This is a genomic window from Phytomonospora sp. NPDC050363, from assembly GCF_040655735.1.
Classification (GTDB): Bacteria; Actinomycetota; Actinomycetes; order Mycobacteriales; family Micromonosporaceae; genus Phytomonospora.
In genome coordinates, this window is record NZ_JBFAKK010000019.1 from 71,702 (window position 1) to 93,493 (window position 21,792).

The window sequence follows — 21,792 nt, forward strand, 5'->3', positions numbered from 1 at the left end:
ATGTCGATCACCCTCACCGAAGCCGACAAGGTCGCCCTGCGCACCGCCGCCTACGGCGCCGTCGAGTTGATGACCACCGCGAGCATCGCCGGATCACCCCACCGGGCCGCCACGAACGGCTGGCTCGCGCTGACCTCCGCCACCGGCCTGGTCGGTCACGTCCTGGCCGAGAAGCAAAAGGGCGAGAAGCTCGACCGCAAGTCCGCCGCCCGCCTCGCCGACCAGGTGCTGCCGGCCCTCACCGCGACCATGGGCCTGCTCAAGTCCGCCGACCCCGCGGAGGCGGCGAACTTCCACCGCACCGTCACCATCGCCGTCGAAGCCGCCGCCCAGACCGAGGACGGCCGGCCCAGTCCCCCGGTCACCGCGATGCACCGCAAGATCACCGAGGCCCTCGACGCCGCGTGATCCGATGCCGAACCGAGCAGCCGCCTGTCACGGTCTCCCCGGAGACGTGACAGGCGGCGGTTTCGTCGCGGGCCACGGTCATGCGGGATCGGCCGCCGAATGAGATAGTTGCCCATCCGACGCCGACTTCGGCGAGCCCGCACTCCAGGAGCCGCCGTGCTGATCCGCCTCATCGGCCCCGTCACCATCACCACCGGCGACACCACCACCCGCGTCAGCGCCCCCAAGCGCGCCTGCGTCCTGGCCGCCCTCGCCGCCGAACCCAACACGCCCGTCTCCCAGACCGAACTCATCGACCGCGTCTGGGACGGCGCACCGCCGGAGACGGCGACGAGCGTGCTGTACAGCTACATCGCGAACCTGCGCGCGGCCCTCAAGCCGAGCGGGACCTCGATCGAGCGCGCCGAAGCGCACGGCTACATGCTGGCGATCGACCCGGACGCCGTCGACCTGCATCGCCTGCGCGGCCTGGCGTCCCGGGCCTCGGCGGCGCGGGGAGCCGACGCGCTGCGACTGTGGCGGGCGGCCTGCGAACTCGCCGACGGCGAGGCGCTCGCCGGGCTTCCGGGACGCTGGGCGGCGCAGTTCCGCAAGTCCTTCGACGACTCGCGTCTCGGCCTGCTCACCTCCCGCTACAACGCCGAACTCGCCGCGGGCGAGCACGCGTCCGTCATCGACGAGTTGTCGGCGCTGGTCACCGCGCAGCCGCTCGCCGAACCGCTCACGGGGCAGCTGATGCTGGCGCTGTATCGCGCGGGGCGCGGTGCCGAGGCGCTGCGCTGGTTCGAGGCGACACGGGTGCGGCTGCGCGACGAACTGGGCGCCGACCCCTCGGCCGAACTGCGCGAGCTGCACCTGCGGATCCTCGCCCAGAGCCCGCAACTACATCTGTCCATCAAGGACAGTGCGCCGAGTGCTCCGGTCGCCTCGACCCTTCCCGCCGACATCGCCAGCTTCACCGGCCGGGAGGGGCAGCTGGCCGAACTCTCGGCGCTGTCGGAGCGCGCCGGGCTCGCGCTGGTCGCCGGGAACGCCGGTGCGGGCAAGACCGCCCTGGCCGTCCACTGGGGACAGTCGGTGCGCGAGCTCTTCCCCGACGGGCAGCTCTACATCAATCTGCGGGGCTTCGATCGCGGCGAGGCGGTCGATCCGCTCGAAGCGCTCGGCCGGCTGCTGCTCATCCTCGGCGTCGCCGGCGACGCGGTGCCCGCCACCCTCGACGCCGCCGCCGAACTCTTCCGCGCCAGCACCGACGGCCGCCGCGTGCTGGTCGTCCTCGACAACGCCGGCACCGCCGACCAGGTCCGCCCGCTGCTGCCCGGATCGGGCTGCTTCACGGTCGTGACGAGCCGCAGCAGGATGCCCGGGCTGGTCGCGGTCAACGACGCCCAGGTCCTCGGCCTCGACGCCCTCCCCCGCGAGGAGTCAATCGCGCTCCTGCGCCGCCTCCTCGGCGACGACGCCGAACTCGGCGCACTCGCCCGGCTGTGCGGCGACCTTCCGCTCGCGCTGCGGATCGCCGCGGCGAACCTCGCGGGCACCGGCCACACGGTCGACTCCTACGTCGCCGAACTGGGCGAGCGCGACCGCTTGTCGATGCTGGCCGTCGAGGGCGACGCCGACGCGACCGTCAGCGCGACCCTCGACCTCTCCTACGACGCCCTCGGCGACGCGCGCGGGCTCTTCTGCCGCATCGGCGCGCTGCCGGGCGAGGACTTCTCCGCCGACCTGGTCGTCGCGATCTCCGGGCTGGAGGAGGCGACCGCGACGAGGCTGCTGCGGCACCTGGCGACCTCGCACCTCGTCGAGGAGTACAAGCCCGGCCGCTACCGGATGCACGACCTGGTCCGGCTGTACGCGGCGGCGCGCGCGGGAACCGACCTCGGCGAGGCCGAGCGCGACGCGGTCGTCGACGCCTACATCGACTGGCACTACACGCATCGCTTCAAGCCCGACGTCGACGACGAGCTCAACGTCCTGGCCGCCGCCGACAGCCTCGACGACCGTCCGCGGCTGTGGCGGATGCTGCTGCGGCTGTCGACCTCGCTCAACCACAACCGCTTCGTCGCCCGCGCGCAGGCCGCACTGCGGCGCGGACTGGAGGGGTGCGAGCGGCGCGACCACCTGGAGAGCCGCTTCGCGCTGACGAACCTGCTGGCCAGTGCCGCCAAGCGCCTCGGCGACGCCGACGAGGGCCTGGCGCTGGGCTACCGGACCGTCGAACTGGCCGAAGGGCTCGGCCTCGACTCGCAGGCCTCGGCGAACGGCAATCTGGGCATGCACCTGGTCAACGTCGACCACCGGCGGGCGGAGATCCACCTGACGAAGGCCGTCGAGCTGGCCGCGGAGAGCGGCCACACCCGGTTCCAGGTGCTGCACGGCCTCAACGTGACCCGGATCCGCACCGCACTGGGAAAGTTCGAGACGGCGACGCGCCACGTGGAGGCCGTCGAGCAGGCCAACGCCGAGACCCTCTCGCCGGTCGAACGCGGCCGCTTCGGGATGGTCCGCGTCTACACGCTGCTCGACCAGTGGCGCAACGACGAGGCGCTCGCCGAGGCCGAGCGGATGATCGACTTCGCGCGGGAGTCGGCCGACCAGCGACTGGAGGCCTACCTGCTCACGCTCGTCGCGGAGACGCAGTCGCGGCTGGGACGCGGCCGCGAGTCCCTGGCGGCGATGGCCCGATCGATCGAGGCCCTCGACCAGCAGCGCATGGTGATGCTCCTCGTCCGCCAGCAGCTCGCGGCCTCCCACGTGACCGCCGGGGAGCCGGACAAGGCGCTCGAACAGATCGCCGCCGGCCGCCGCGAGCACCGGCAGATCCTCGCCTACGACGGCGCCTCGCTCCACCGGGTCGAGGCCACCGCCCACCGCGCTCTCGGCCGCCTCGACGAGGCGCTGGAGCACGCGCTCCTGGCCGAACGCGGCTTCCGCGGGATCGCAGCCCTCGTCAAGCAGGTCGAGGCGCTGCACCTGACGGCGAACATCCTCGTCGCGCGCGGGGACACCGAGGAGGCCGAGCGGCACCGCGCCACTGCGTCGGACATCGTCGCGGAATTCGAGCCCGGACTGCGCGTGGGGGCGCTCCGGGCGGTGTGATCACACGCTAGGACCGAAGCCGTCCTAGCTGCTCCATAGGCTTGGCACATGACGAACAACCACGAGATCCGCCCCTTCACCATCGAGGTCCCGCAGGCCGACCTCGACGACCTGCGCGAGCGGCTCGCCCGCACCCGGTGGACCACCGACCTCCCCGACGTCGGCTGGAGCCGTGGTGTCCCCGCGAGCTACCTCAAGGGCCTCGCCGAGTACTGGCGCGACGGGTACGACTGGCGCGTCCACGAGCAGGCACTGAACCGGTATCCGCAGTTCGCCACCGAGATCGACGGGCAGAACGTGCACTTCCTGCACGTGCGCTCGCCGGAGCCGGACGCGCTGCCGTTGATCGTCACCCACGGCTGGCCGGGCTCGATCGTCGAGTTCATGGACGTCATCGGCCCGCTGACCGACCCGCGGGCGCACGGCGGCGACCCGGCCGACGCGTTCCACCTGGTCATCCCCTCGATCCCCGGAAGCGGGTTCTCCGGCCCGACCCGGGAGGCCGGCTGGGACACCTCGCGCGTGACCAGGGCCTTCGCGGAGCTGATGGACCGGCTGGGCTACGACCGCTACGGCGCCCAGGGCGGCGACACCGGCGCGGTCATCTCCCCCGGGCTCGGGCGGCTCAATCCCGGCAAGGTCGTCGGGGTGCACGCCAACGGCCTGTCGGCGTTCACGCCCCTCGACCCCGAGACGCCCGACCTCACCGACGCCGAGCGCGCGCGGCTGGCCAACATGAGCTACATGCAGAACGAGCAGTCGGGTTACGTGATGATGCAGATCAGCCGGCCGCAGACGCTCGCGCACGGCCTGCACGACTCGCCGGTCGGGCAGCTGGCCTGGATCGTGGAGAAGTTCAAGGAGTGGACCGACCCGAACGCCGAGCTGCCCGAGGACGCCGTCGACCGGGACCGCCTGCTCACCAACGTGATGCTGTACTGGCTGACCGGGACCGCCGGGTCCTCGGCGAACAGCTACTACGAGACCGCGCACGCCGGGGCGTGGGGCGCGAGCGCGAAGTCGACGGTGCCGACGGGCGTGGCGGTGTTCCCGATGGACGTGTCGATCCGGCGGACGGTCGAGCTGGAGCACAACGTCGTGCACTGGTCGGAATTCGATCGCGGCGGGCACTTCGCGGCGATGGAGGCGCCCGATCTGCTGGTCGGCGACGTGCGGGAGTTCTTCGCGAAGCTGCGGTGACGCGGTGGGCGCGGTGCGCGGGACAACCTCACCTGAGCGCGGCCAGCACCTCCTCGACCGCGCCGTCCCTGTCGGTGCGCGCGAGGAGGAGGACCCGCGCGGGCACGCCGGCGGCGGCGTAGGCGGCGAGGCGGTGGTGACCGTCGAGGATCACGCCGAGCAGGAAGCGCTCCTCGAACTCGGCCTCCACGTAGCGGGTCTCCGTCCACGCCAGGACGAGCGCGGCGGGACGTTCGCCACGCGCGATCGCCGACGTGTGGCGCGCGACGGCGGCGGGGTCGAGGGCGTCGAGGGGCTGCGACGGCAGGAGGCTGCCGTAGGTCGGCACCGCGCCCGGGATCATCTCCGGCACCTGGAAGTGCTCGACGCCCGGCCAGGCGGTCAGCTCGACGGACCAGCGCTCGGGGTCGTCGCGGACGGCGATCCGCCGCAGCCACCACGACTCCTCCGGCTCGGCGACGCGTTCGAGGGCCAGGTCGGCCAGGTGCGCGGCGTAGCGGCCGGTCTCCAGCTCGGCGATCAGCGGTTCGAGCTCGGCGACGACGGCGGCCGCGTCGCCCGGATCGGCCAGCGCGGCGCGGAAACGGGCGGCGCCGGCGCGCGCCTCGGCGGGCGGAAAACCGAGCAGGGTCATCGTCGTCTCGCAGGTGCCGCAGTCGGAGCTGACGCGGTACAGGGCGTGCTCGCCGACGTGGAGCGACTTGTTCCAGCGCGGCCACGACGTCCCCGGTGGCGGCGGGTCGTAGGCGACGCGCACCCGCCCGCGGCCCTCGTCGACGGTGAAGCGACCGCCCTCCCCGAACCGCACGGCCGGCACGGGAGGGGTGGCGAGGTCGAGTTCCCGCCACGCGCGCCGGACGTCGCCGTCTTCGGGGATGAGCGGGTCGTGGCCAGTGAGGCGAGTGAGCGCGATGTGCATGTCACCGGTGAAGCGCTCGCCGCCGTCGAGCAGCTCATCGCGCAGGAGCGGGACGACGGCGGTGTCACCGAGCTGCTCCAAGGCGACGACGAAGGCGCCATGGGCCAAGCCGGTGACCTGAGGGAGGCGCCGGGCGATCGGCAGCGCCCACTCGCGCGCGCCGAGCCGGGCGAGCGCGGAGGCGGCCCGGCCGCACACGTCGGGGTCGTCGAGCAGCGCGCCGAGTTCGGCGACGCGGGTGGGGTCGCCGGTCAGGCCGAGCGCGTCGACGACTTCCAGCGTGTACCCGCGCCGCTCGATCAGCGCGTCGAGGACCGGCGCGGGGACGGCGAGGCGGCGCCGGAAGGTCCGCGACAGCAGTTCGTCCGACCGGCCTCGCGCGAGCAGGCCGAGGACGACGGAGTCGCCGTCCTGGCCGAGGAGTCCGAGGAGGTGGTCCAGCCGCGAGCGCTCGTGCTCGGCGGCGTCCTCGTATCGTTCCCCGACTCGCGCGGCCAGGGCGGCGCGTCCGCCGGGCGGGTCGGCGGCGAGGTCTTCGAGGGCGGTCCAGTGGTCGAAGGCGGTGAGGGCGGCGTCGAGACGCGCGTCGGGCATGCGCCGATGCTAGGCGGCCGCACCCGCGCGCCCGTGTCCCACCGATGCATGCTGGATGGGGAGGTGCGCATGAAGAAGGCGTTGTACGCGATCGCGGCCTTATTCGCCGCCGGGGGCCTGTTCGGGTTCTGCATGCGGTCGGGTGAGGACGACAACGGGTTGCCGTGCCTGTGCGTCGCGGCGGTCGTCGGGGGCGTGGCGACGTTGCTGCCGCCAGATCCCACCGGCGGAAGCGGGAGTAGCGGGAGCGGGCACGGTGGCGCGGGCTATGACGGGGGTGGCCGGGGGGACGGCGGCTTCGGTGGGGACGGGGGCGGTGACGGCGGGGAGTAGGGCGGGCCCGGCCGGGCCCGCCCTCGCGCTCAGCCCGGGGCCGCCTCGCCGAACCAGCGGCGCAGCGCGTCGTCCAGGTCCCGCTGCTCGTCGCCGATCCAGGCGACGTGGCCGTCGGGCCGCAACAGGACACCCGGGACGTCCAGCGCCGCGCCGGCATCGGCGAGCAGGTCGACCCGGTCCGCCCAGCCGTCAACGGTCAGGCGCCCGGTGCGGTCCAGCAGCAGGCCGCGGCCGCCGTGCATCTGTTCGTAGAGCGTGCCCGTGTGCAGGTCGATGTCGCGCATGCGGCGGCCGAGCAGGTCGGGGCCCTCCCCCAGGTCGTAGCGGACGCCGATCCCGGCGATCTTCTCGATGAGGCGCCGGTTCACCTCGTCGACGTCCATCAGCTCGGCGAGCAGCCTGCGCACGGCCCGCGGGCCCGGCTCGTCGGTCAGCAGTTCGGTCTGGGCGCGCGTGTTGTCGAGCACCTCCTCGGCGACCGGCCGGCGTTCGGCCTCGTAGGTGTCCAGCAGCGACTCCGGTGCCCGTCCGCGGACCTGCGCGGCCAGTTTCCAGCCGAGATTGACCGCGTCCTGGACCCCGAGGTTGAGGCCCTGCCCGCCGATGGGCGGGTGGATGTGCGCGGCGTCGCCGGCCAGCAGCACGCGCCCGACCCGGTAGCGCTCGGCGAGCCGGGTGGCGTCGCCGAAGCGGGACAGCCAGCGCGGGGAGTGCACGCCGAAGTCGGTCCCGGTGAAGGCGCGCAGCTGTCGCCGGAAGTCCTCGATGGTGGGCGCTCGCCCGCGATCGCTCACTCCCTCGGCGGGCACCAGCACGCTGTGGATCTTCTCCCCGAACGGTCGCAGCCAAAAGCGCCGGTGGGCGCCGGGGATCCGGGCCATCGTGGCCGCGATCTCCTCCGGCGGCACGCCCACCTCCATCTCGCCCATGAGCGTCTCGTTGCGCGAGGGCTCGCCGGGGAATCCGACGCCCAGCAGCTTGCGCACCGTACTGCGCCCACCGTCGCAGCCGACGAGGTAGCGCGAGCGCAGCCGTTGGCCGTCGGCCAGCTCGACGGTCACGCCCTCGTCGTCCTGGGCGAAACCGGCCACCTCGCACCCGCGCCGAATCTCGGCGCCCAGTGCGCTCGCGTGCTCTTCGAGCAGGCCGACGATCACCGGCTGCGGGATTCCCAGCAGGTAGGCGTGCGCGGTGTCCAGATCGGGCGCGGGCTTGTCGATGGCGGCGAAGAAACCGCCCGCCGGGCGCCGCCTGCCGTGTTCGAGGACGCGGTCGAGCAGTCCCCGCATCGCCAACAGCTCGATGCTGCGCACGTGCAGTCCGACGATGCGGACGAAGGAGACGGGCTCGGTGTCCTTCTCCAGGACCAGTACTCGCACGTCGTGCAGCCGCAGCTCGGCGGCCAGCGTCGCGCCGGCGGGCCCGCAACCGGCGATGATCACGTCGAAAAGGGGCGGTCGATCCGCGGTGAACCGCGAAGAGTCCATGGGTGTTGCCTTTCGGGAGAGCCTTGGCGCTCCCGGCGACACCTACGTCAGTCGCCCGGCCGTGACGGGAGGGAGAGCACCCACATCGTTACTGCGTTCATGGGTCTCACCTCCTCGGTCGTGCCACGGTCGGTCTCAAGCTACAACACCTCCGGCCCTCGTCCGACGGTGTCCCCCGTCACGCCGGCTTGCGTTCGAGCGCGCTCGAAGCCATAGCGTCCCCGCCATGACCGACACCGCACAGACCTGGATCATCACCGGCGCCTCCCGGGGCTTCGGCCGCGCTCTCGCCGAGGCCGCGCTGGCCGCCGGCGACAACGTCGTGGCCGCCGTCCGCCGCCCCGAGAGCGTCGCCGACCTCGCCGCCGCCCACCCCGAGCGCTTCGCCGCACACCGCTTCGACGCCCGCGACGTCACCGCCGCCGCCGGCCTCGTCGCCGGCACCGTCGCCCGCTTCGGCCGCCTCGACGTGCTCGTCAACAACGCCGGCCGGGCCGTCGTCGGGGCCGTCGAGGAGGTCGGCGACGAGCAGCTGCGCGAGTTGATGGACCTGCACCTGTTCGGGCCGGCCGCGCTCGTCCGCGCCGCGCTGCCGGTGATGCGCGGGCAGGAGTCGGGCACGATCGTGCAGATGAGCAGCCAGGGCGGGCGCACGTCCTTCCCGGGCGTGTCGGCGTACTCGGCGTCGAAGTTCGCCCTCGAAGGGTGGTCGGAGTCGCTGGCGGGCGAGGTCGCGCCTTTCGGGATCCGGGTGATGATCGTCGAGCCGAGCCGTTTCCGCACCGACTTCAACGCCGGCGACGTCCTGGAGTTCACCGACTCCTCGGAGGTCTACCGCGACCTGCTGGCCGCCGTGCGCGCCGACATGGCCGGCGCCGACGGCTCACAGGAGGGCGACCCGGTGCGGGCGGCGCGGATCATCGTCTCCCTCGCGCACGGCGACGAGGTGCCGCTGCGCCTTCCGCTGGGCCGCGAGGCGGTCGAGCGGATCTCGGGCTCCTACCGGCGCGGACTCGCCGAGGTCGAGCGGTGGGCCGAGACCGCCAGGGCCGCCGACTTCGAGGGCGTGGCCGCCTCGGTCAGGCCGGTCTAGGCTCTCCACATGGCCACCGACGACCTGATGAGCAGGGCCCTCGACCAGCTGGGCGAGGACGCGCCGTCGGTCGAGGCGATCCACCGCCTGGCCGACGCGGGCGGCGCGCACGAGCCGATGGCGATCAACGAGGTCGCCGAGCTGCTCGACATCTCCCCGCACACCCTGCGCTACTACGAGCGCGCCGGGCTGGTGGAGGTCGCGCGGGACTCCCACGGCCACCGCGTCTACCACTCCGAGGCGGTGCGGCGGCTGGTGTTCCTCACCCGCATGCGCCTGTCGGGCATGCCGATGCGCGACCTCCAGCACTACGTCACGCTCGTCGACGGCGGCGAACAGACGGTCCCCGAGCGGCTCGACATGCTCCTCGAACACCGCGACACGATCCGCCGCCGGATCCGCGAGCTGACGCTGTCGCTGACCGCGACGGAGTACAAGATCGCCACCTACGGCGGCGCGACCGGACCCGACGCGCTGACCTGACCGGCGCTGACCCGACCGGCGGGCGTCACAGCTGGTCGAGGCGCACCTGGAAGCCGTCGAGGACGCGCGCGAGGCCGTAGGCGAAGGTCTCGTCGCGGATGGCGGAGGGGTCGCTGGAGTTGGCCAGGAGGGCCTCGTTGATGGCGGGGTGCTCCCGGCTGGCCTCCAGGGCGCCGGGCAGCACGTCGCTGATCCACTCTCGCTCGGTCATGCCGCTGCGGGCGATCAGCGACAGCCACGCCGCCTCGCTGGTGGCCATGCCCAGGACGTAGGCGGTCAGCGTGTTCATCACCTGGTCGGCCTCGGCGGCGGGGAAGCCGGCGTCCTGGAAGACGCCCATGAACCTCGTCGACATGCGCGAGAGGTTCGGCCCCAGCGACTTCAGCCCCACCTGTCCCAGCACCGCGCCGACCCAGGGGTGGCGCAGCATCATCGCGCGCAGGCTTGCGGCGGTGGCGGTGGCCGCCTCACGCCAGCCCTCGCGTCCGCCGCCGGCCGGGACCTCAAGCTCGCCGTAGACCTCGTCGACCACCAGCTCGATCAGCTCGTCCTTGTTGGCGACGTGCCGGTAGAGCGAGGTCGCGCCGGCGTTCAGGCGGGCGCCGAGCTTGCGCATGCTCAGCTGCTCGATGCCGTCGGCGTCGAGCAGCGCGATCGCCTCGGCGACGATCTGCCCGGCGCTGAGCGCGGGCTGCTCCTTCTTCTTGCGGGGCCGCGTCCACACCGACTGGACGGCCTGCTTGTCCGACATGGCGTCTCCCTCGTGTCACCCCCAGCCTAGCGCACGGCGTGCGCCGATTGCGCACACCCGAACCCACTGGTACGGTGTTCCCATGACGCGCACAGTGTGCGCACCTAAGGCCCCGGAAGGAAAACCCATGTCGAACCTCCACCCCCGACGCTGGCTCATCCTCGTCGTCCTCTGCCTGAGCACCCTGGTCCTCGTCGTCGACAACGGCGTACTGACCGTCGCCATCCCGCCCCTCACCCGAGACCTCGGCGCCACCGCCCAGGACATCCAATGGATCATCGAGGGCTACATCCTCGTCTTCGCCGTCCTGCTCCTGACCGCCGGAAGCCTCTCCGACCGCTACGGCCGCCGCAAGATCATGATCATCGGCCTGGCCATATTCGGCGCCGCGTCACTCCTGGCCACCTACGCCTCCACCCCCGAGCAGCTCATCGGCGCCCGCGTCCTCATGGGCATCGGCGGCGCGCTGGTCATGCCCTCGACCCTGTCGATCCTCATCACCGTCTTCGACGACACCGAGCGCCGCAAGGCCATGTCGATCTGGAGCTCGGTCCTCATGGTCGGCCTCATCGGCGGCCCCGTCGTCGGCGGCCTGCTCATCGCGAAACTGTGGTGGGGCTCGGTGTTCCTCATCAACGTCCCCGTCGTCATCATCGCCATCGTCGCCGCACTGGTCTGGATGCCCGAGTCGAAAGGCCCCTGGCGCAAGCCCGACTACCCCGGCGCGCTGCTGTCCGTGGTCGGCCTCACCGCCCTCGTCTGGGTCATCATCGAGGCCCCCGCCAAAGGCCTCGGCGACCCGGCCGTCCTCGCCGCGCTGGCCGCCGCCGTCGCCGGCCTGACCGCCTTCGTCGTCTGGGAACTGCGCACCGACTCCCCGATGGTCCCGCTGACGCTGTTTCGCAACCGCAACTTCAGCGGCGGCAGCCTCTCCCTCGTCCTGGTCCAGATCGCCAACGGCGGCCTGCTGCTGGCCCTGACCCAGTACCTCCAGTTCGTCCTCGGCTACACACCCACCGAGACCGGCCTGGCGATGATCCCGATGGCGATCGCGGTCATCTTCACCAACGCCGTCGGCGCCACCATCGGCCACAAGATCGGCAACCGCGCCCTCACCGTCGCCGGACTGCTCGTCCTGGCCGCCGGCTTCGGGTTCTTCGCGACCATGACCGCCGACGACGGCTTCATCACCGTCGCGCTCGCCCTGGTCGTCTTCGGCGTCGGCGCCGGGCTCGCCCAGCCCGCCGCGGTCACCGCCCTGATGGGCGCCGTCCCCGCCGAGCACGCCGGTGTCGGCTCGGCGCTCAACGACACCGTCCAGCAGGCCGGCGCGGCACTGGGCGTGGCGATCCTGGGCAGCGTCCTGGTCACCAACTTCGGCGACGCGATGCCGGCCGGCACGCCCGAACCCGCCCGCGCCTCCATCGCCGACGCAATCGGCGTCGCCGCGACCACCGGCGACACCGGACTGGCCACCGCGGCCCGCGAGGCCTTCGCGTCGGGGATGTCGGCGACCTTCGTGATCGGCGCGATCGGCGTGACCGCCGCGGCGATCCTGGCGCTGGTGGTCATGAAGGACCGCAAGAGCGAGCGGGCCGGCGAGCTCGACACCGAGGGCCGCCCGATGGAGATGGCCGTCCACTAGTGGCGGATGCGCGGGGCCCTCGACCGCGGAAGCGGTCGGGGGCCTCGCTCTCGCCGGAGGCCACATGAGCGACCATGAACCGATGCGCAGACTCACGTACTTCATCGCCACCAGCATCGACGGCCTCATCGCCGACGAGAACGGGTCCATCGAGGCGTTCTTCCCGCTCCCCGACGGCCTCGCCGAGCATCTGGTCGCCGAGTACCCCGAGACGCTGCCGACGCACCTCCACGAGACCTTCGGCGTGACCGTCGCCGATGGACGGTTCGACGCGGTGATCCAGGGTCGCGGGACCTACCAGCCGGCGCTGACCGAGGGGATCACCAGCCCGTACGCGCATCTGGCGCAGTACGTGGTGTCGACGACCCTCGGCGAGGTCGACGACCCGAAGGTCAACCTGATCGACGGCGATCCGCTGGAAGCGGTGCGGGAGCTGAAATCCCGCGACGGCGGCGGGATCTGGCTGGCCGGCGGCGCGCGGCTGGCGGGCAGCCTCTACCCCGAGATCGACGAGATCATCGTGAAGGTCTACCCGCTGGTCCTGGGCGCCGGGAAGCCCATGTTCGAGGGCAAGGGCGTCGATCCGGTGCGGTTCGAGCTGACCGACAGCACCGTCGTGGGCACCGGCGGGGCGGTCATCCACCGGTACTCGCGGATCTAGATCTTCTCGGTCCGGCCGGTGTAGGCGGGTGCGAAGAAGACCAGCAGGCGCAGTTCCTCGGTGACCTCGGTGAAGCGATGGCCCTCCATGGCGGGGACGAAGACGAGGTCGCCGGGGCCGACCTCGGCCCGGCCGGAGTCGGTGACGAGCGTGGCGCGCCCCGCGGCGACGTAGTAGACCTCGTCCTCGCGGTGGGGGGTCTGATCGTCGACACCGCCGACGCCGATGACGTACACGCCCGCCGACAGGCTGCCGCTGCGGATGTGCTCGACGTAGTCCTCGACGGCCGGCGCGGTTCCGGCGCCCTTGATCAGCTCCATCGCAGGAGCATAAACCCTTGCCGCGCGGCGGTCGTGGCGCTCACCCGGTGACGCAGCAGCTGCGGCAGGTCGACAGGCCCTCGACGGTGAACGCCAGGCAGCAGGTCCGGCGGCGCAGGCTCATCTCGCCCTCGGGCGTGCAGCTCACGTCGACGAGATCGGGGACCCGCAAGGCCTCCAGGAGCGTCCCAGCGGTCTCCACAATGGACAGCGGCGTGGTGTCGGCGGTGTACTCCACGGCGTGCGCGACTCCCGAGGCCAGTGAGCCCCACAGGATCCGGCGCCCGACGCGCACGTGCCCCCGGAATTGCGCGAGCAGCGGCGCGAGGTGCTGGTCGACGATCGTCGCGCGCAGCACGTCGAGCAGCGCGCCCTCGTCGTCGACGACGCGCACGCCCGGGTCGCCGGCGACGGGATCGTTGGGCAGGACGGCGACCATGGCCCGGCGCATGCCGAAACGGAACCAGGGCCGGTCGGCCGACAAACGCAGCAGCACGTTCGGGGCGTGCAGGAGCGGGACGCGGCGCGCGGTGGCCCAGCCGACCACGGCCGGCAGCGCCAGCCAGTACGCGTAGCCCTTCCAGGCGAGCGCGGCGGCGGCGTGGGGCGCGGCCCCCCAGCGGGCGCGGGGTGCGTCGATGAGCTGGGCGACGGCCGAGCCGTCGGTGAAGCAGGTGGTGGGGGTGTAGCCGGCGATGGAGTCGAGGACGAGTCCGTCGGCGAGCCCGGCGGTGGCGGCGTCTCCGCGGCTGCGGCGCATGGCGGCCAGGGCGCTGGTCACCGGCGCGAGGGGCGCGGCGGTGGGGAGCCGGACGGCCGGGAGTGTCCTGGTCACGCGGCCGCCCCTGGCGGGGTGGCGCCTAGCTGCGTGGACACGTGCGGCCTCCGAGTGGCGCATGGAACGTTAGGTTCGGCTTACCTTAACTCGGGGGTGCTCGGGGCGGCGGGCAGGGCGCGGTTTCGGGGTGGCGGGCGGCTTGCCCGCCACCCCGCGCGGGGTTACTTTCCGCCGTCGACGTCGAGGGTGGTGCCGGTGGTGAAGGTGTTCTCCAGCAGGTAGAGCACGGCGTGGGCGGCCTCTTCGGGGGTTCCGGGGCGCCCGGCGGGGAGTGCGGCGGAGACGTCGGCGCGGTACTTGGCGTGGCTTTCGGCGTCCCAGCGGCCTTCGAAGACGTCGATCTGGCCGGGCGAGATCGCGTTGACGCGCAGGGGCGCGAGTTCGATCGCGAGGGCCTTGACGAGTCCTTCGACGGCTCCGTTGACGGCGGCGAAGCCGGAGAAGCCGGCCTCGGCCTTGCGGTAGAGGTAGCCGGAGAAGAACAGGATCGAGCCGTCGGGGGCGATGTGCGCGACGGCGGCCTTGGCGGCGCGGTACTGGCCCCAGAACTTCGTCTCGAACAGCGAGCGCGCGTCGGCTTCCGGGAGTTCGACGAAGGGGCCGGCGACGATCTCGGCGGCACCGGTGACGAGATGGTCGAAGGGACCGACGGCGGCGAGGACGCGTTCGACGGCCTCGGGGTCGGTGACGTCGAGGACGCGGTACTCCACACCCGGCCCGACGGACTCGGCGGCGGCCTTGAGGGTGGCCTCGGTCCGGCCGGTGATGACGACCTGGGCGCCGCGCTCGACGGCGAGACGGGTGGTGGCCAGGCCGATCCCGGTGGCTCCACCGGTGATGACGATTCGCTTGCCGGACAAAGACATCGCAGTCCTCCATCGATCGGTGCGGCGGTTCCGCGTCGATGGGCAACCGGTGGGGACGGACCGGTATTTCCGGGCGTGACGGGGGTCTCGCGTCACCGCGAGGGCGGCACCGGCCCATCGGTCCAGTGGGCGCCGGGGCCGAGCGCGGCCTTGCGGTCGTCGGCGTTGTAGAGCGCGCAGGACTTCAGCGAGAGGCAGCCGCAGCCGATGCAGCCGGTGAGGGTGTCGCGCAGCTCGATGAGGCGCTCGATCTGGTCGTCGAGGCGGGAGCGCCACTGCCCCGACAGGCGCGCCCAGTCGGCCTTGGTGGGGGTACGGTCCTCGGGCAGGGAGTCGAGGGCGGCGGTGATCTCGGCGAGGGACAGGCCGACCTGCTGGGCGGTGCGGATGAACGCGACCCGGCGCAGCTGGTCGCGGCGGTAGCGGCGCTGGTTGCCGGTGGTGCGCTCGGAGCTGATCAGCCCGCGCTCCTCGTAGAAGCGCAGCGCGGAGGTGGCCGCGCCGGACCGGGCGGCGAGCTCGCCGATGGTGAGGCGGTTGGGCATCACTGAACCCCTTCCTGTGAGGTACGGCACTGGGCATTGACTTCAAGTGAACTTGAACTTGAAAGCTTAGTTCATGACCGTGACCAGCGCCCGTTTCGGATATGACGACCTGCGCGGCCTCATCAAACGAGTCGTCGACGTCAAACACGCCCCGGAGGACTCCACCCTCGACGTGCTGTGGACCCTCTACGACCGGGTCCTCGACCTGTCCCCCGAGACCCTCGACAGTCCCGACCGGGACCGCTTCTACCTCTCCAAGGGCCACAGCCCCGGCTCCTTCTACGCCGTGCTGGCCGCCAAGGGATACATCCCCGACGCGTGGCTCGACCAGGCGTTCACGGCCGGTTCCCGGCTCGGCGGGCACCCCGACCGGTTGCTGGTGCCCGGCGCCGAGATCTCCTCGGGCTCGCTGGGGCACGGGCTGCCGCTGGCCGTCGGGAGCGCGCTGGGGCTGCGGGCGCAGGGCCTGCTGAAGCCGAGGCTGTACGTCCTGCTCGGCGACGCCGAACTCGACGAGGGCACCAACCACGAGGCCATGGCCTACGCCGGCGCCACCGGGCTGTCCGGCATCACCGCCGTCGTCATCGACAACGGTTCGGCCTCGCACGGCTGGCCCGGCGGGATCGCCTCCCGCTTCACCGCCCAGGGCTGGACGGCGTCCGAAGTGGACGGACGCGACCACGACGCCATCGAGGCCGCGCTGCGCGGGCACGACGGGAACTCACCGCACGCCGTCGTCGCCTTCGCCACCTCGACCCACTTCTAGAGAGGACCTCCAGCGATGACCACCAGCCTCCCCCGCATCGGCGACCCGATGCGCGTTCCCAACACCACCACGATGCGCGACGCGTTCATCGACGCCGCCGCCGACCTCCTCGACATCGACCCGCGCGTGGCCGTCGTGCTCGCCGACATCTCCGTCGGGCACGAACGCTTCGCGCAGGCCGCCGCCGAGCACCCCGACCGCGTCCTCAACGTCGGGATCCGCGAGGCGCTCATGGTCAGCGCCGCCGGCGGGCTCGCGCTGACCGGCATGCGCCCGATCGCGCACTCCTACGCGCCCTTCCTGGTGGAGCGCGCCTACGAGCAGATCAAGCTCGACTTCGAGCACCAGGGCGTCGGCGGGATCCTGGTCAGCGTCGGCGCCTCCTACGACTGGTCGCAGGGCGGGTACACGCACTTCTCCCCCGGTGACGTGGCCCTCTTCGACACGATGCCCGGCTGGACCGTGCACGTCCCCGGCCACCCCAAGGAGGTCGGCGGTCCCCTGCGCGCGGCGGCGCTGACCGACGACAAGGTCTACATGCGACTGTCCACGATCGCCAACGCGGCGCCGCACCAGACCGCCGGGCGCCTGAGCCTGATCAAGTCGGGCGACGGGCCGCTGGTCATCGCCGTCGGGCCGGCGCTCGACAACGTCCTGCTGGCCACCGCCGGGATGTCGGTGTCGGTCGCCTACGCCAACACCGTGCGCCCCTTCGACGTCGAAGGACTGCGGGCACTGGCGCACACCGGCGAGGTCGTCCTCGTCGAGCCCTACCTGGAGGGCACCTCGACGCGCGTCGTCGCCGAAGCCCTCCTCGACCGGCCACAACGGACACTGGCGATCGGCGTGAAACGCGCCGACCTGCACAAGTACGGAACCCCCGCCGACCACGACCGCTGGCACGGCCTCGATCCCGCCTCGCTCAGCGAGCGGATCGCGGCTTTCGCGCGCTGACCGGCGGGACGACCACCCGCTCGCGGCCGAGGATCCACAAGGCCTCGACCCCGTCCTTCCAGGTGATCTTCTTGCCCTCCTCGCGGCTGCGCGCGCGATAGGAGACCGGCACCTCGAAGGGCCGGATCCCGCGCCGCAGCAGCTTCGCGGTCACCTCGGCCTCCATGCCGAAGCCCTGCGAGACGATCCGCAAGGACCGGTACAGTGCCAGCGGCATCAGCTTGAAGCAGGTCTCCAGGTCGGACAGGTAGCAGTTGTAGAGCACGTTCGCCGCGGTGGTGATGGCCTTGTTGCCCATCACGTACCAGAAGGAGTAAGCGCTGTGACTACCGAAGGTCCGGTTGCCGAAGACGACCTCGGCGCGCCCGTCGAGAACCGGCGCGACGAGCGTCGGAATGTCGGCTGGGTCGTACTCCAGGTCAGCGTCCAGGATGATCAGATAATCACCGGTCGCCTTGTCCGCCGCGGTCCGGATGGCCGCGCCCTTCCCCCGATTGCGGGCATGGCGTAGCGCCGTCACCCGCTCGTCGCCGTACCCGGCGAGGATCGCCGCCGTCCGGTCCCGACTGCCGTCGTCGACGACGATCAGCTCCACAGGGCAGGGGTACTCCACTGCCAAGGCGGCGTCGAGCGCCTTGAGCAACCGGTCCTGCTCGTTGTAGACCGGCATCAAAATCGACAGCTTCACGTCGGCAGCCCCCGGCGGTGTTACGGTGCGCGGATGGCCGACATCACCGGAGACACGCGGGCGCAGTCCCGCGCGCTTGAGGATGTCAGCGCGGCATCACACTACCGTGCCTGGCTGACCGGACTCGCCCTCGACCACCTCGGCGAACACCCGATCGAGATCGGCAGCGGCCACGGCGACTACGCCGCCGAGTGGCTGTCGCATGTGGATGAGTTCACCGTGACCGAAGGCGACACCGACCGACTCCAGCTACTGCGAAAACGTTTCGCAGACGAGCCGCGCGTCCACGTCCGCAAATTGCTGCTGCCATCCGACGTGGACGGTGAGTACTCGGCGGCGCTGGCCTACAACGTCCTCGAACACATTCCCGACGACGTCGCCGGGCTGCGCACCATGGCACGACTCGTGCGCCCCGGAGGCAAGGTCCTCATCTTCGTGCCCGCCCACCCCATTCTCATGAGCGACTTCGACCGGCGTGTCGGCCACGTGCGCCGCTATCGCAAGGAGACCCTCCGCGCCGCCTTCGAGGAGGCCGGGCTGACCGTCGACACGCTCCAGCACGTCAACTGGGCCGGCTGGTTCGCCTGGATGGTGATGATGAAGCTGCTCAAGGGCACCCCCAAGGACAGCGTGGCGCTGCGGGCATACGACCGGATGGTCGTGCCCGCCGTCCGCGCCACCGAACGGATAGCCCGCCCGCCCTTCGGGCAGAGCCTGCTCGCCGTCGGACGCGCCACCTGACCCCTTCAGGTATTGCCGGACTGCATGTCCGTCACGATCCGACCCCCGGACGGTTACATCAGTGGGACACACGAGCCCACACCGCGACCGAGGGAGCACGCCATGATCCCCTACGTGACCACGAACGCCGAAGACCTGATCGGCCTGTGGAGGGCGACGTACGACGAGCACGACCACACCGGCGGGTTCATGCGGTGCCGGAGCGGGTGCGGGGAAGGGTTCCCGTGCGAGACGCGGATCAAGGCGGCGCGGGCGCTGGTGGGGCTGGGGGTGCGGCTGTACTCGAAGACGGACTACCTGCGGCCGGCGGTGGGGGCGCGGTGGGGTGCGGCTGCGGGTGCGGGTGCGGCTGCGGGTGCGGGGGCGGGTGCGGAAGTCGGGGTGGCGGGGGTCGGGTAGGGGCGGGTTGTTCTCTGCTTGCTTTCGGGAGGGCTTGCTTTCGGGTGGTGGCGTGCCCGGCGTAAGTTCCTGGGGCTCCGCCCCAGACCCCGGGCCTCACTCTGGAAACGTTGGGGTGCTTCGGGTTCGGGGTGTGCGCCCCAGTTGCGGTTAGGGCGCTGGAGGTTTGAGGTCGGGTGGTGGGCGTGTTCCCGTCGGGCGGCCTGTTCAAGGGCTATACGAAGAACCTGGGGCCGTCAAGGGAAAGAACGCCCTTGACGGCCCCAGAACCTTCGTATCGTCCAATCAGCGGCCGACCGACGGAAACACAGCTCCGGGGGAGGGTTCTGCCGCGCGGAGCGCGGCGGGGGTCCGCGCGGGTGTGGGAGGGAGCGGCGCACGGGAGGGTGCGGTGGGGAGCGGCGCACGGGGTGGTTCGGGCGGCAGCCGCCCACGGGAGGGTGCGGCGTTCAGCTGCCCACGGGATGGTGCGGCGGGGAGCTGCCCACGGGAAAGTGTCAGCAGCAGCGCCACACGGGCGAGCACGGCAGGCAGCAGCACACGAGCCGCGACAAGCGGGAGTCTCCAGCGAGTGGGCGCGGCAGCATCAGCCACGGGAAGGTGTGCCGTACAGCGACTCATCGGACGATTCGAGCAGCAGCGGCACACGCGGAGCGAGACGCGCATTGGCGCATTGGCGCATTGGCGAACGCAAGGGACCCTGCCCGGCCAGGCATAGCGAGGGACCGCGCATAAGGCCGCGTGAGGATCAGCGGCGCACCGGCAGCCCTCTTCGGCGAAGCACGTGACGGCCGCAGCCGGCATCCCCACCGAGAAGTGCGCGAACAGCCGCCGCTCGATGGCGGGGTCAGCCAGCGCCGCACCGGTGGCGACGCACAACCGGGCGTGCTCGGTGGCAACCGGTCCCGCCCCACATGACCGCCCAAGTCGACGGCCATGCTCGGACTCGCGTCGGCTTCCAGGAGAGAGCGACCCAATGCGTGGCCTCAGCCCGGCGTCGGCGTCGGGCGCTCGCCCCCGAAACGCCGAATCGCACACAGGCCCGTGAGCTGCTGCTGCTCGAACCATCCCGTGTGCCGCTGCCGCTCGAACCATCTCGTGCGCAGCTGACGGCCGAACCGCGTCTCATGTGCGGCTGACGGCCGAACCACCCTGCGAGCGGCTAACGCCCGAACCGTCTCGTGCGCCGCTGCCGCTCGAACCATCTCGTGCGCAGCTGACGGCCGAACCACCCCGTGCGCGGCTGACGGCCGAACCACCCCGTGCGCGGCTGCTGGCCGAACCGTCTCGTGTGCGGCTGACGCCCGAACCACCCCGTGTGCCGCTGCCGCCTCCGTCTTCAGCGCCGCACCAGCCGTGCGAAGCACGGCAGAAGGCTTCCCTGGAGGTGTGTTTCCGTCGGTCGGCCGGTGATTGGACCTACCTGGGGGTTCTGGCGGGGTCAAGGGCGCACTTTCCCTTGACCCCGACAGGTTCCCCAGGTGCCCTTGAACAGGCCGAAAGACGGAAACACCCCAAGCACACAACCCCAAGCCTTCTGCGGTTCTAAGCGCGAGTGGGGCGCACACCCCAACCCGAAGCACCCCACCGTTTCCAGAGCGAGGCCCGGGGTCTGGGGCAGCGCCCCAGGAACTCACGCCGGGAACCGCAGCAGCCGCACGAGATGGAAGCGAGCGACGGGAGAAGGGCGCGTGCGCGGACGCGATGCACACGATGGATTCGCGAGCTGGATACAGGCCGTAGTGAGGTGTGGCGGTGACGGTGACGGAGGCGGTGACGGAAGGAGCGGCGGGCGGCGGCGCAGGTCGAAGCAGCGAGTCGCGAACACGGGGGCGAGGGCTCAGCAACGCGGCGGGCACGGCAGGACGAGGCCCCACAGCGGAAACAAAGGAAAGGCCGCGAGAGGCGAACGAACGCCCAGCGGGGGGGCAGGTAAAGCAGGCGCCGGCAAAGGAGCAACCCAGCGAAGCCGCCACACCAGGCCGCACCAACCGCACCAACGTCACCCCAGGACGCAAGCCCTCTCACCTCCCCCGCCTGACCCACCACACCGCGACCGCCACCACCCCGACGACCCCGGCCACCGTCGCCAGCACCGCCGCCGACGGCCCCCACGCCGCCAGCACCGCGAAGCCGCCGACGCACAACCACGTCATCCCCACCAATTCCGTCGGCCCGGCCGCGGCCGCCGTCCCCGCCGGCGCCGCGAGCGGCGTCCGCACCGCCATCAGCCCCGCGGCGGCGATCAGGCCGACCCACCAGATCGCGGCGGCGCTCACCGTCGTCTCGCCTCCCGACGCCGCTGTGAGCGCCGCGATGATCCCCGCCGTCCCGGCGGCGGCGGTGGTCGTGGCGGCGACGGTGGCGCGGGTGAGGGGTGGTGGGTCGTCCCGGTCGCGGTGGGCGGCGGTCAGCTGCTGCCTCGCTTGGGGCGTGCGGTGGAGGAGGGCTCCGGCGGTCAGGGCGGTGATCGCGACGGCCAGGGCGATCCAGGCGCTCGCGGTGAAGTCGGGGAGGTGGGCGTCGATGGCGAAGTGGTGGGGTGTGGCTTCGAGTTCTTCGTCGTCGTCGATGCCGAATCCGGCGCCGAAGAAGCAGCCGCCCACGATGAGGATGATGAGGGAGGCGGCGATGAGTTTGGGCCCGGCCGTGAACCATGCCGCCGCGCCGACGGCGACGGCCGCGGCGATGGTGACGCCGGCGGCGATGAGCACGGCGGGGGTCCAGCCGGGGCCGGAGGGATCGGTGAGCTTGCCGATCAGGTCACCGTGCGTCCACAGTGGAAGGCCCAGGACGGCGAGGTTCGGCTGGTCCCAGGCCGCCGTGAGCCACAGCGCTCCCGCCATCAGCACGCAGGCGGCGGCGTAGCCCGCCAGGCCCGCCGGCGATCCGGTCTGCGGCACGGTGCTCACCAGCCCGGCGACGGCCGCGGGCCACACGATCGCGGCGGCCAGGGCGAACAGTCGCGGCATCCACGAAGGCCCGATCGGCGTCCG

At 72.0% G+C, this 21,792-nt stretch carries 21 protein-coding genes; 12 read left to right on the top strand and 9 right to left on the bottom strand.

Going from position 1 to position 21,792, the window contains the following annotated elements; genetic code table 11:
• The 3 genes from AB0I28_RS35860 (at position 1) to AB0I28_RS35870 (ending at position 4,710) form a co-directional block, all read left to right on the top strand.
• Positions 1-408 carry a hypothetical protein gene (locus tag AB0I28_RS35860; RefSeq protein WP_357500271.1) on the top strand — a complete coding sequence of 136 codons (408 nt, stop codon included), beginning with the start codon at positions 1-3 and terminating at the stop codon, positions 406-408.
• 156 nt (positions 409-564) lie between these two features.
• The gene (locus AB0I28_RS35865) at positions 565-3,510 is read left to right on the top strand and encodes a BTAD domain-containing putative transcriptional regulator (protein WP_357500272.1); all 2,946 of its coding nucleotides are present in this window, start codon (positions 565-567) and stop codon (positions 3,508-3,510) included.
• Between the two features lie 48 nt (positions 3,511-3,558).
• Entirely contained in the window at positions 3,559-4,710 is a 1,152-nt protein-coding gene (locus AB0I28_RS35870; RefSeq protein WP_357500274.1) for an epoxide hydrolase family protein, read from the top strand.
• Between the two features lie 28 nt (positions 4,711-4,738).
• Here AB0I28_RS35870 and AB0I28_RS35875 read toward each other — a convergent pair whose 3' ends face one another.
• On the bottom strand, positions 4,739-6,223 hold the full coding sequence (locus AB0I28_RS35875) for a hypothetical protein (protein ID WP_357500276.1): 1,485 nt from the start codon (positions 6,221-6,223) through the stop codon (positions 4,739-4,741).
• 69 nt (positions 6,224-6,292) lie between these two features.
• Here AB0I28_RS35875 and AB0I28_RS35880 point away from each other — a divergent pair, with 69 nt between their 5' ends.
• A complete protein-coding gene (locus tag AB0I28_RS35880) occupies positions 6,293-6,556 on the top strand; it encodes a hypothetical protein (RefSeq protein WP_357500278.1) in 264 nt (87 codons plus the stop codon).
• 29 nt (positions 6,557-6,585) lie between these two features.
• On the opposite strand, the gene AB0I28_RS35885 is transcribed toward AB0I28_RS35880, so the two are convergent.
• Entirely contained in the window at positions 6,586-8,046 is a 1,461-nt protein-coding gene (locus AB0I28_RS35885) for an FAD-dependent monooxygenase (protein ID WP_357500280.1), read from the bottom strand.
• Positions 8,047-8,272: 226 nt separating this feature from the next.
• On the opposite strand from AB0I28_RS35885, the gene AB0I28_RS35890 reads away from it, so the two are divergent.
• Together AB0I28_RS35890 and AB0I28_RS35895 are read left to right on the top strand one after the other, a co-directional pair.
• The gene (locus tag AB0I28_RS35890) at positions 8,273-9,139 is read left to right on the top strand and encodes an SDR family NAD(P)-dependent oxidoreductase (RefSeq protein ID WP_357500282.1); all 867 of its coding nucleotides are present in this window, start codon (positions 8,273-8,275) and stop codon (positions 9,137-9,139) included.
• 9 nt (positions 9,140-9,148) lie between these two features.
• Positions 9,149-9,622: a MerR family transcriptional regulator gene (locus AB0I28_RS35895; protein ID WP_357500286.1), complete on the top strand. Its 474-nt coding sequence runs from the start codon at positions 9,149-9,151 to the stop codon at positions 9,620-9,622.
• A 25-nt stretch (positions 9,623-9,647) separates the two neighbouring features.
• On the opposite strand, the gene AB0I28_RS35900 is transcribed toward AB0I28_RS35895, so the two are convergent.
• The gene (locus tag AB0I28_RS35900; RefSeq protein ID WP_357500290.1) at positions 9,648-10,373 is read right to left on the bottom strand and encodes a TetR/AcrR family transcriptional regulator; all 726 of its coding nucleotides are present in this window, start codon (positions 10,371-10,373) and stop codon (positions 9,648-9,650) included.
• 127 nt (positions 10,374-10,500) lie between these two features.
• On the opposite strand from AB0I28_RS35900, the gene AB0I28_RS35905 reads away from it, so the two are divergent.
• The gene (locus AB0I28_RS35905; protein ID WP_357500294.1) at positions 10,501-12,018 is read left to right on the top strand and encodes an MFS transporter; all 1,518 of its coding nucleotides are present in this window, start codon (positions 10,501-10,503) and stop codon (positions 12,016-12,018) included.
• Positions 12,019-12,100: 82 nt separating this feature from the next.
• Positions 12,101-12,679: a dihydrofolate reductase family protein gene (locus AB0I28_RS35910; protein WP_357500297.1), complete on the top strand. Its 579-nt coding sequence runs from the start codon at positions 12,101-12,103 to the stop codon at positions 12,677-12,679.
• Here AB0I28_RS35910 and AB0I28_RS35915 read toward each other — a convergent pair.
• The 4 genes from AB0I28_RS35915 to soxR all read right to left on the bottom strand — a co-directional run bounded on the left by AB0I28_RS35915 (position 12,676) and on the right by soxR (position 15,248).
• Positions 12,676-12,999 (bottom strand): cupin domain-containing protein, encoded by a 324-nt coding sequence (locus AB0I28_RS35915; protein ID WP_357500301.1) that lies wholly within the window; start codon positions 12,997-12,999, stop codon positions 12,676-12,678. The two genes, AB0I28_RS35910 and AB0I28_RS35915, sit on opposite strands and share 4 nt — an antisense overlap.
• A 40-nt stretch (positions 13,000-13,039) precedes the next feature.
• Positions 13,040-13,759, bottom strand: a complete 720-nt coding sequence (locus tag AB0I28_RS35920; RefSeq protein WP_357500334.1) for a ferric iron reductase — start codon at positions 13,757-13,759, stop codon at positions 13,040-13,042.
• Positions 13,760-13,998: 239 nt separating this feature from the next.
• Complete coding sequence (locus tag AB0I28_RS35925; protein WP_357500303.1) at positions 13,999-14,703, bottom strand: SDR family oxidoreductase; 705 nt, start codon at positions 14,701-14,703, stop codon at positions 13,999-14,001.
• A gap of 92 nt (positions 14,704-14,795) precedes the next feature.
• Complete coding sequence (gene soxR, locus AB0I28_RS35930) at positions 14,796-15,248, bottom strand: redox-sensitive transcriptional activator SoxR (RefSeq protein ID WP_357500305.1); 453 nt, start codon at positions 15,246-15,248, stop codon at positions 14,796-14,798.
• A 73-nt stretch (positions 15,249-15,321) separates the two neighbouring features.
• On the opposite strand from soxR, the gene AB0I28_RS35935 reads away from it, so the two are divergent.
• Together AB0I28_RS35935 and AB0I28_RS35940 are read left to right on the top strand one after the other, a co-directional pair.
• Complete coding sequence (locus tag AB0I28_RS35935) at positions 15,322-16,014, top strand: transketolase (protein ID WP_357500306.1); 693 nt, start codon at positions 15,322-15,324, stop codon at positions 16,012-16,014.
• 72 nt (positions 16,015-16,086) lie between these two features.
• Positions 16,087-16,968 (top strand): transketolase, encoded by an 882-nt coding sequence (locus AB0I28_RS35940; RefSeq protein WP_357500336.1) that lies wholly within the window; start codon positions 16,087-16,089, stop codon positions 16,966-16,968.
• On the opposite strand, the gene AB0I28_RS35945 is transcribed toward AB0I28_RS35940, so the two are convergent.
• Positions 16,937-17,656 (bottom strand): glycosyltransferase family 2 protein, encoded by a 720-nt coding sequence (locus tag AB0I28_RS35945; protein WP_357500308.1) that lies wholly within the window; start codon positions 17,654-17,656, stop codon positions 16,937-16,939. The genes AB0I28_RS35940 and AB0I28_RS35945 overlap by 32 nt on opposite strands.
• Positions 17,657-17,689: 33 nt before the next feature.
• Here AB0I28_RS35945 and AB0I28_RS35950 point away from each other — a divergent pair, with 33 nt between their 5' ends.
• Positions 17,690-18,397, top strand: coding sequence for a methyltransferase domain-containing protein (locus AB0I28_RS35950; protein ID WP_357500310.1), 708 nt, complete (start codon positions 17,690-17,692; stop codon positions 18,395-18,397).
• Positions 18,398-18,499: 102 nt separating this feature from the next.
• A complete protein-coding gene (locus AB0I28_RS35955) occupies positions 18,500-18,796 on the top strand; it encodes a hypothetical protein (RefSeq protein WP_357500311.1) in 297 nt (98 codons plus the stop codon).
• A gap of 2,024 nt (positions 18,797-20,820) precedes the next feature.
• Here the strand turns inward: AB0I28_RS35955 and AB0I28_RS35960 are convergent.
• A complete protein-coding gene (locus tag AB0I28_RS35960) occupies positions 20,821-21,768 on the bottom strand; it encodes a hypothetical protein (protein WP_357500313.1) in 948 nt (315 codons plus the stop codon).
• Between the last annotated feature and the right edge of the window lie 24 nt (positions 21,769-21,792).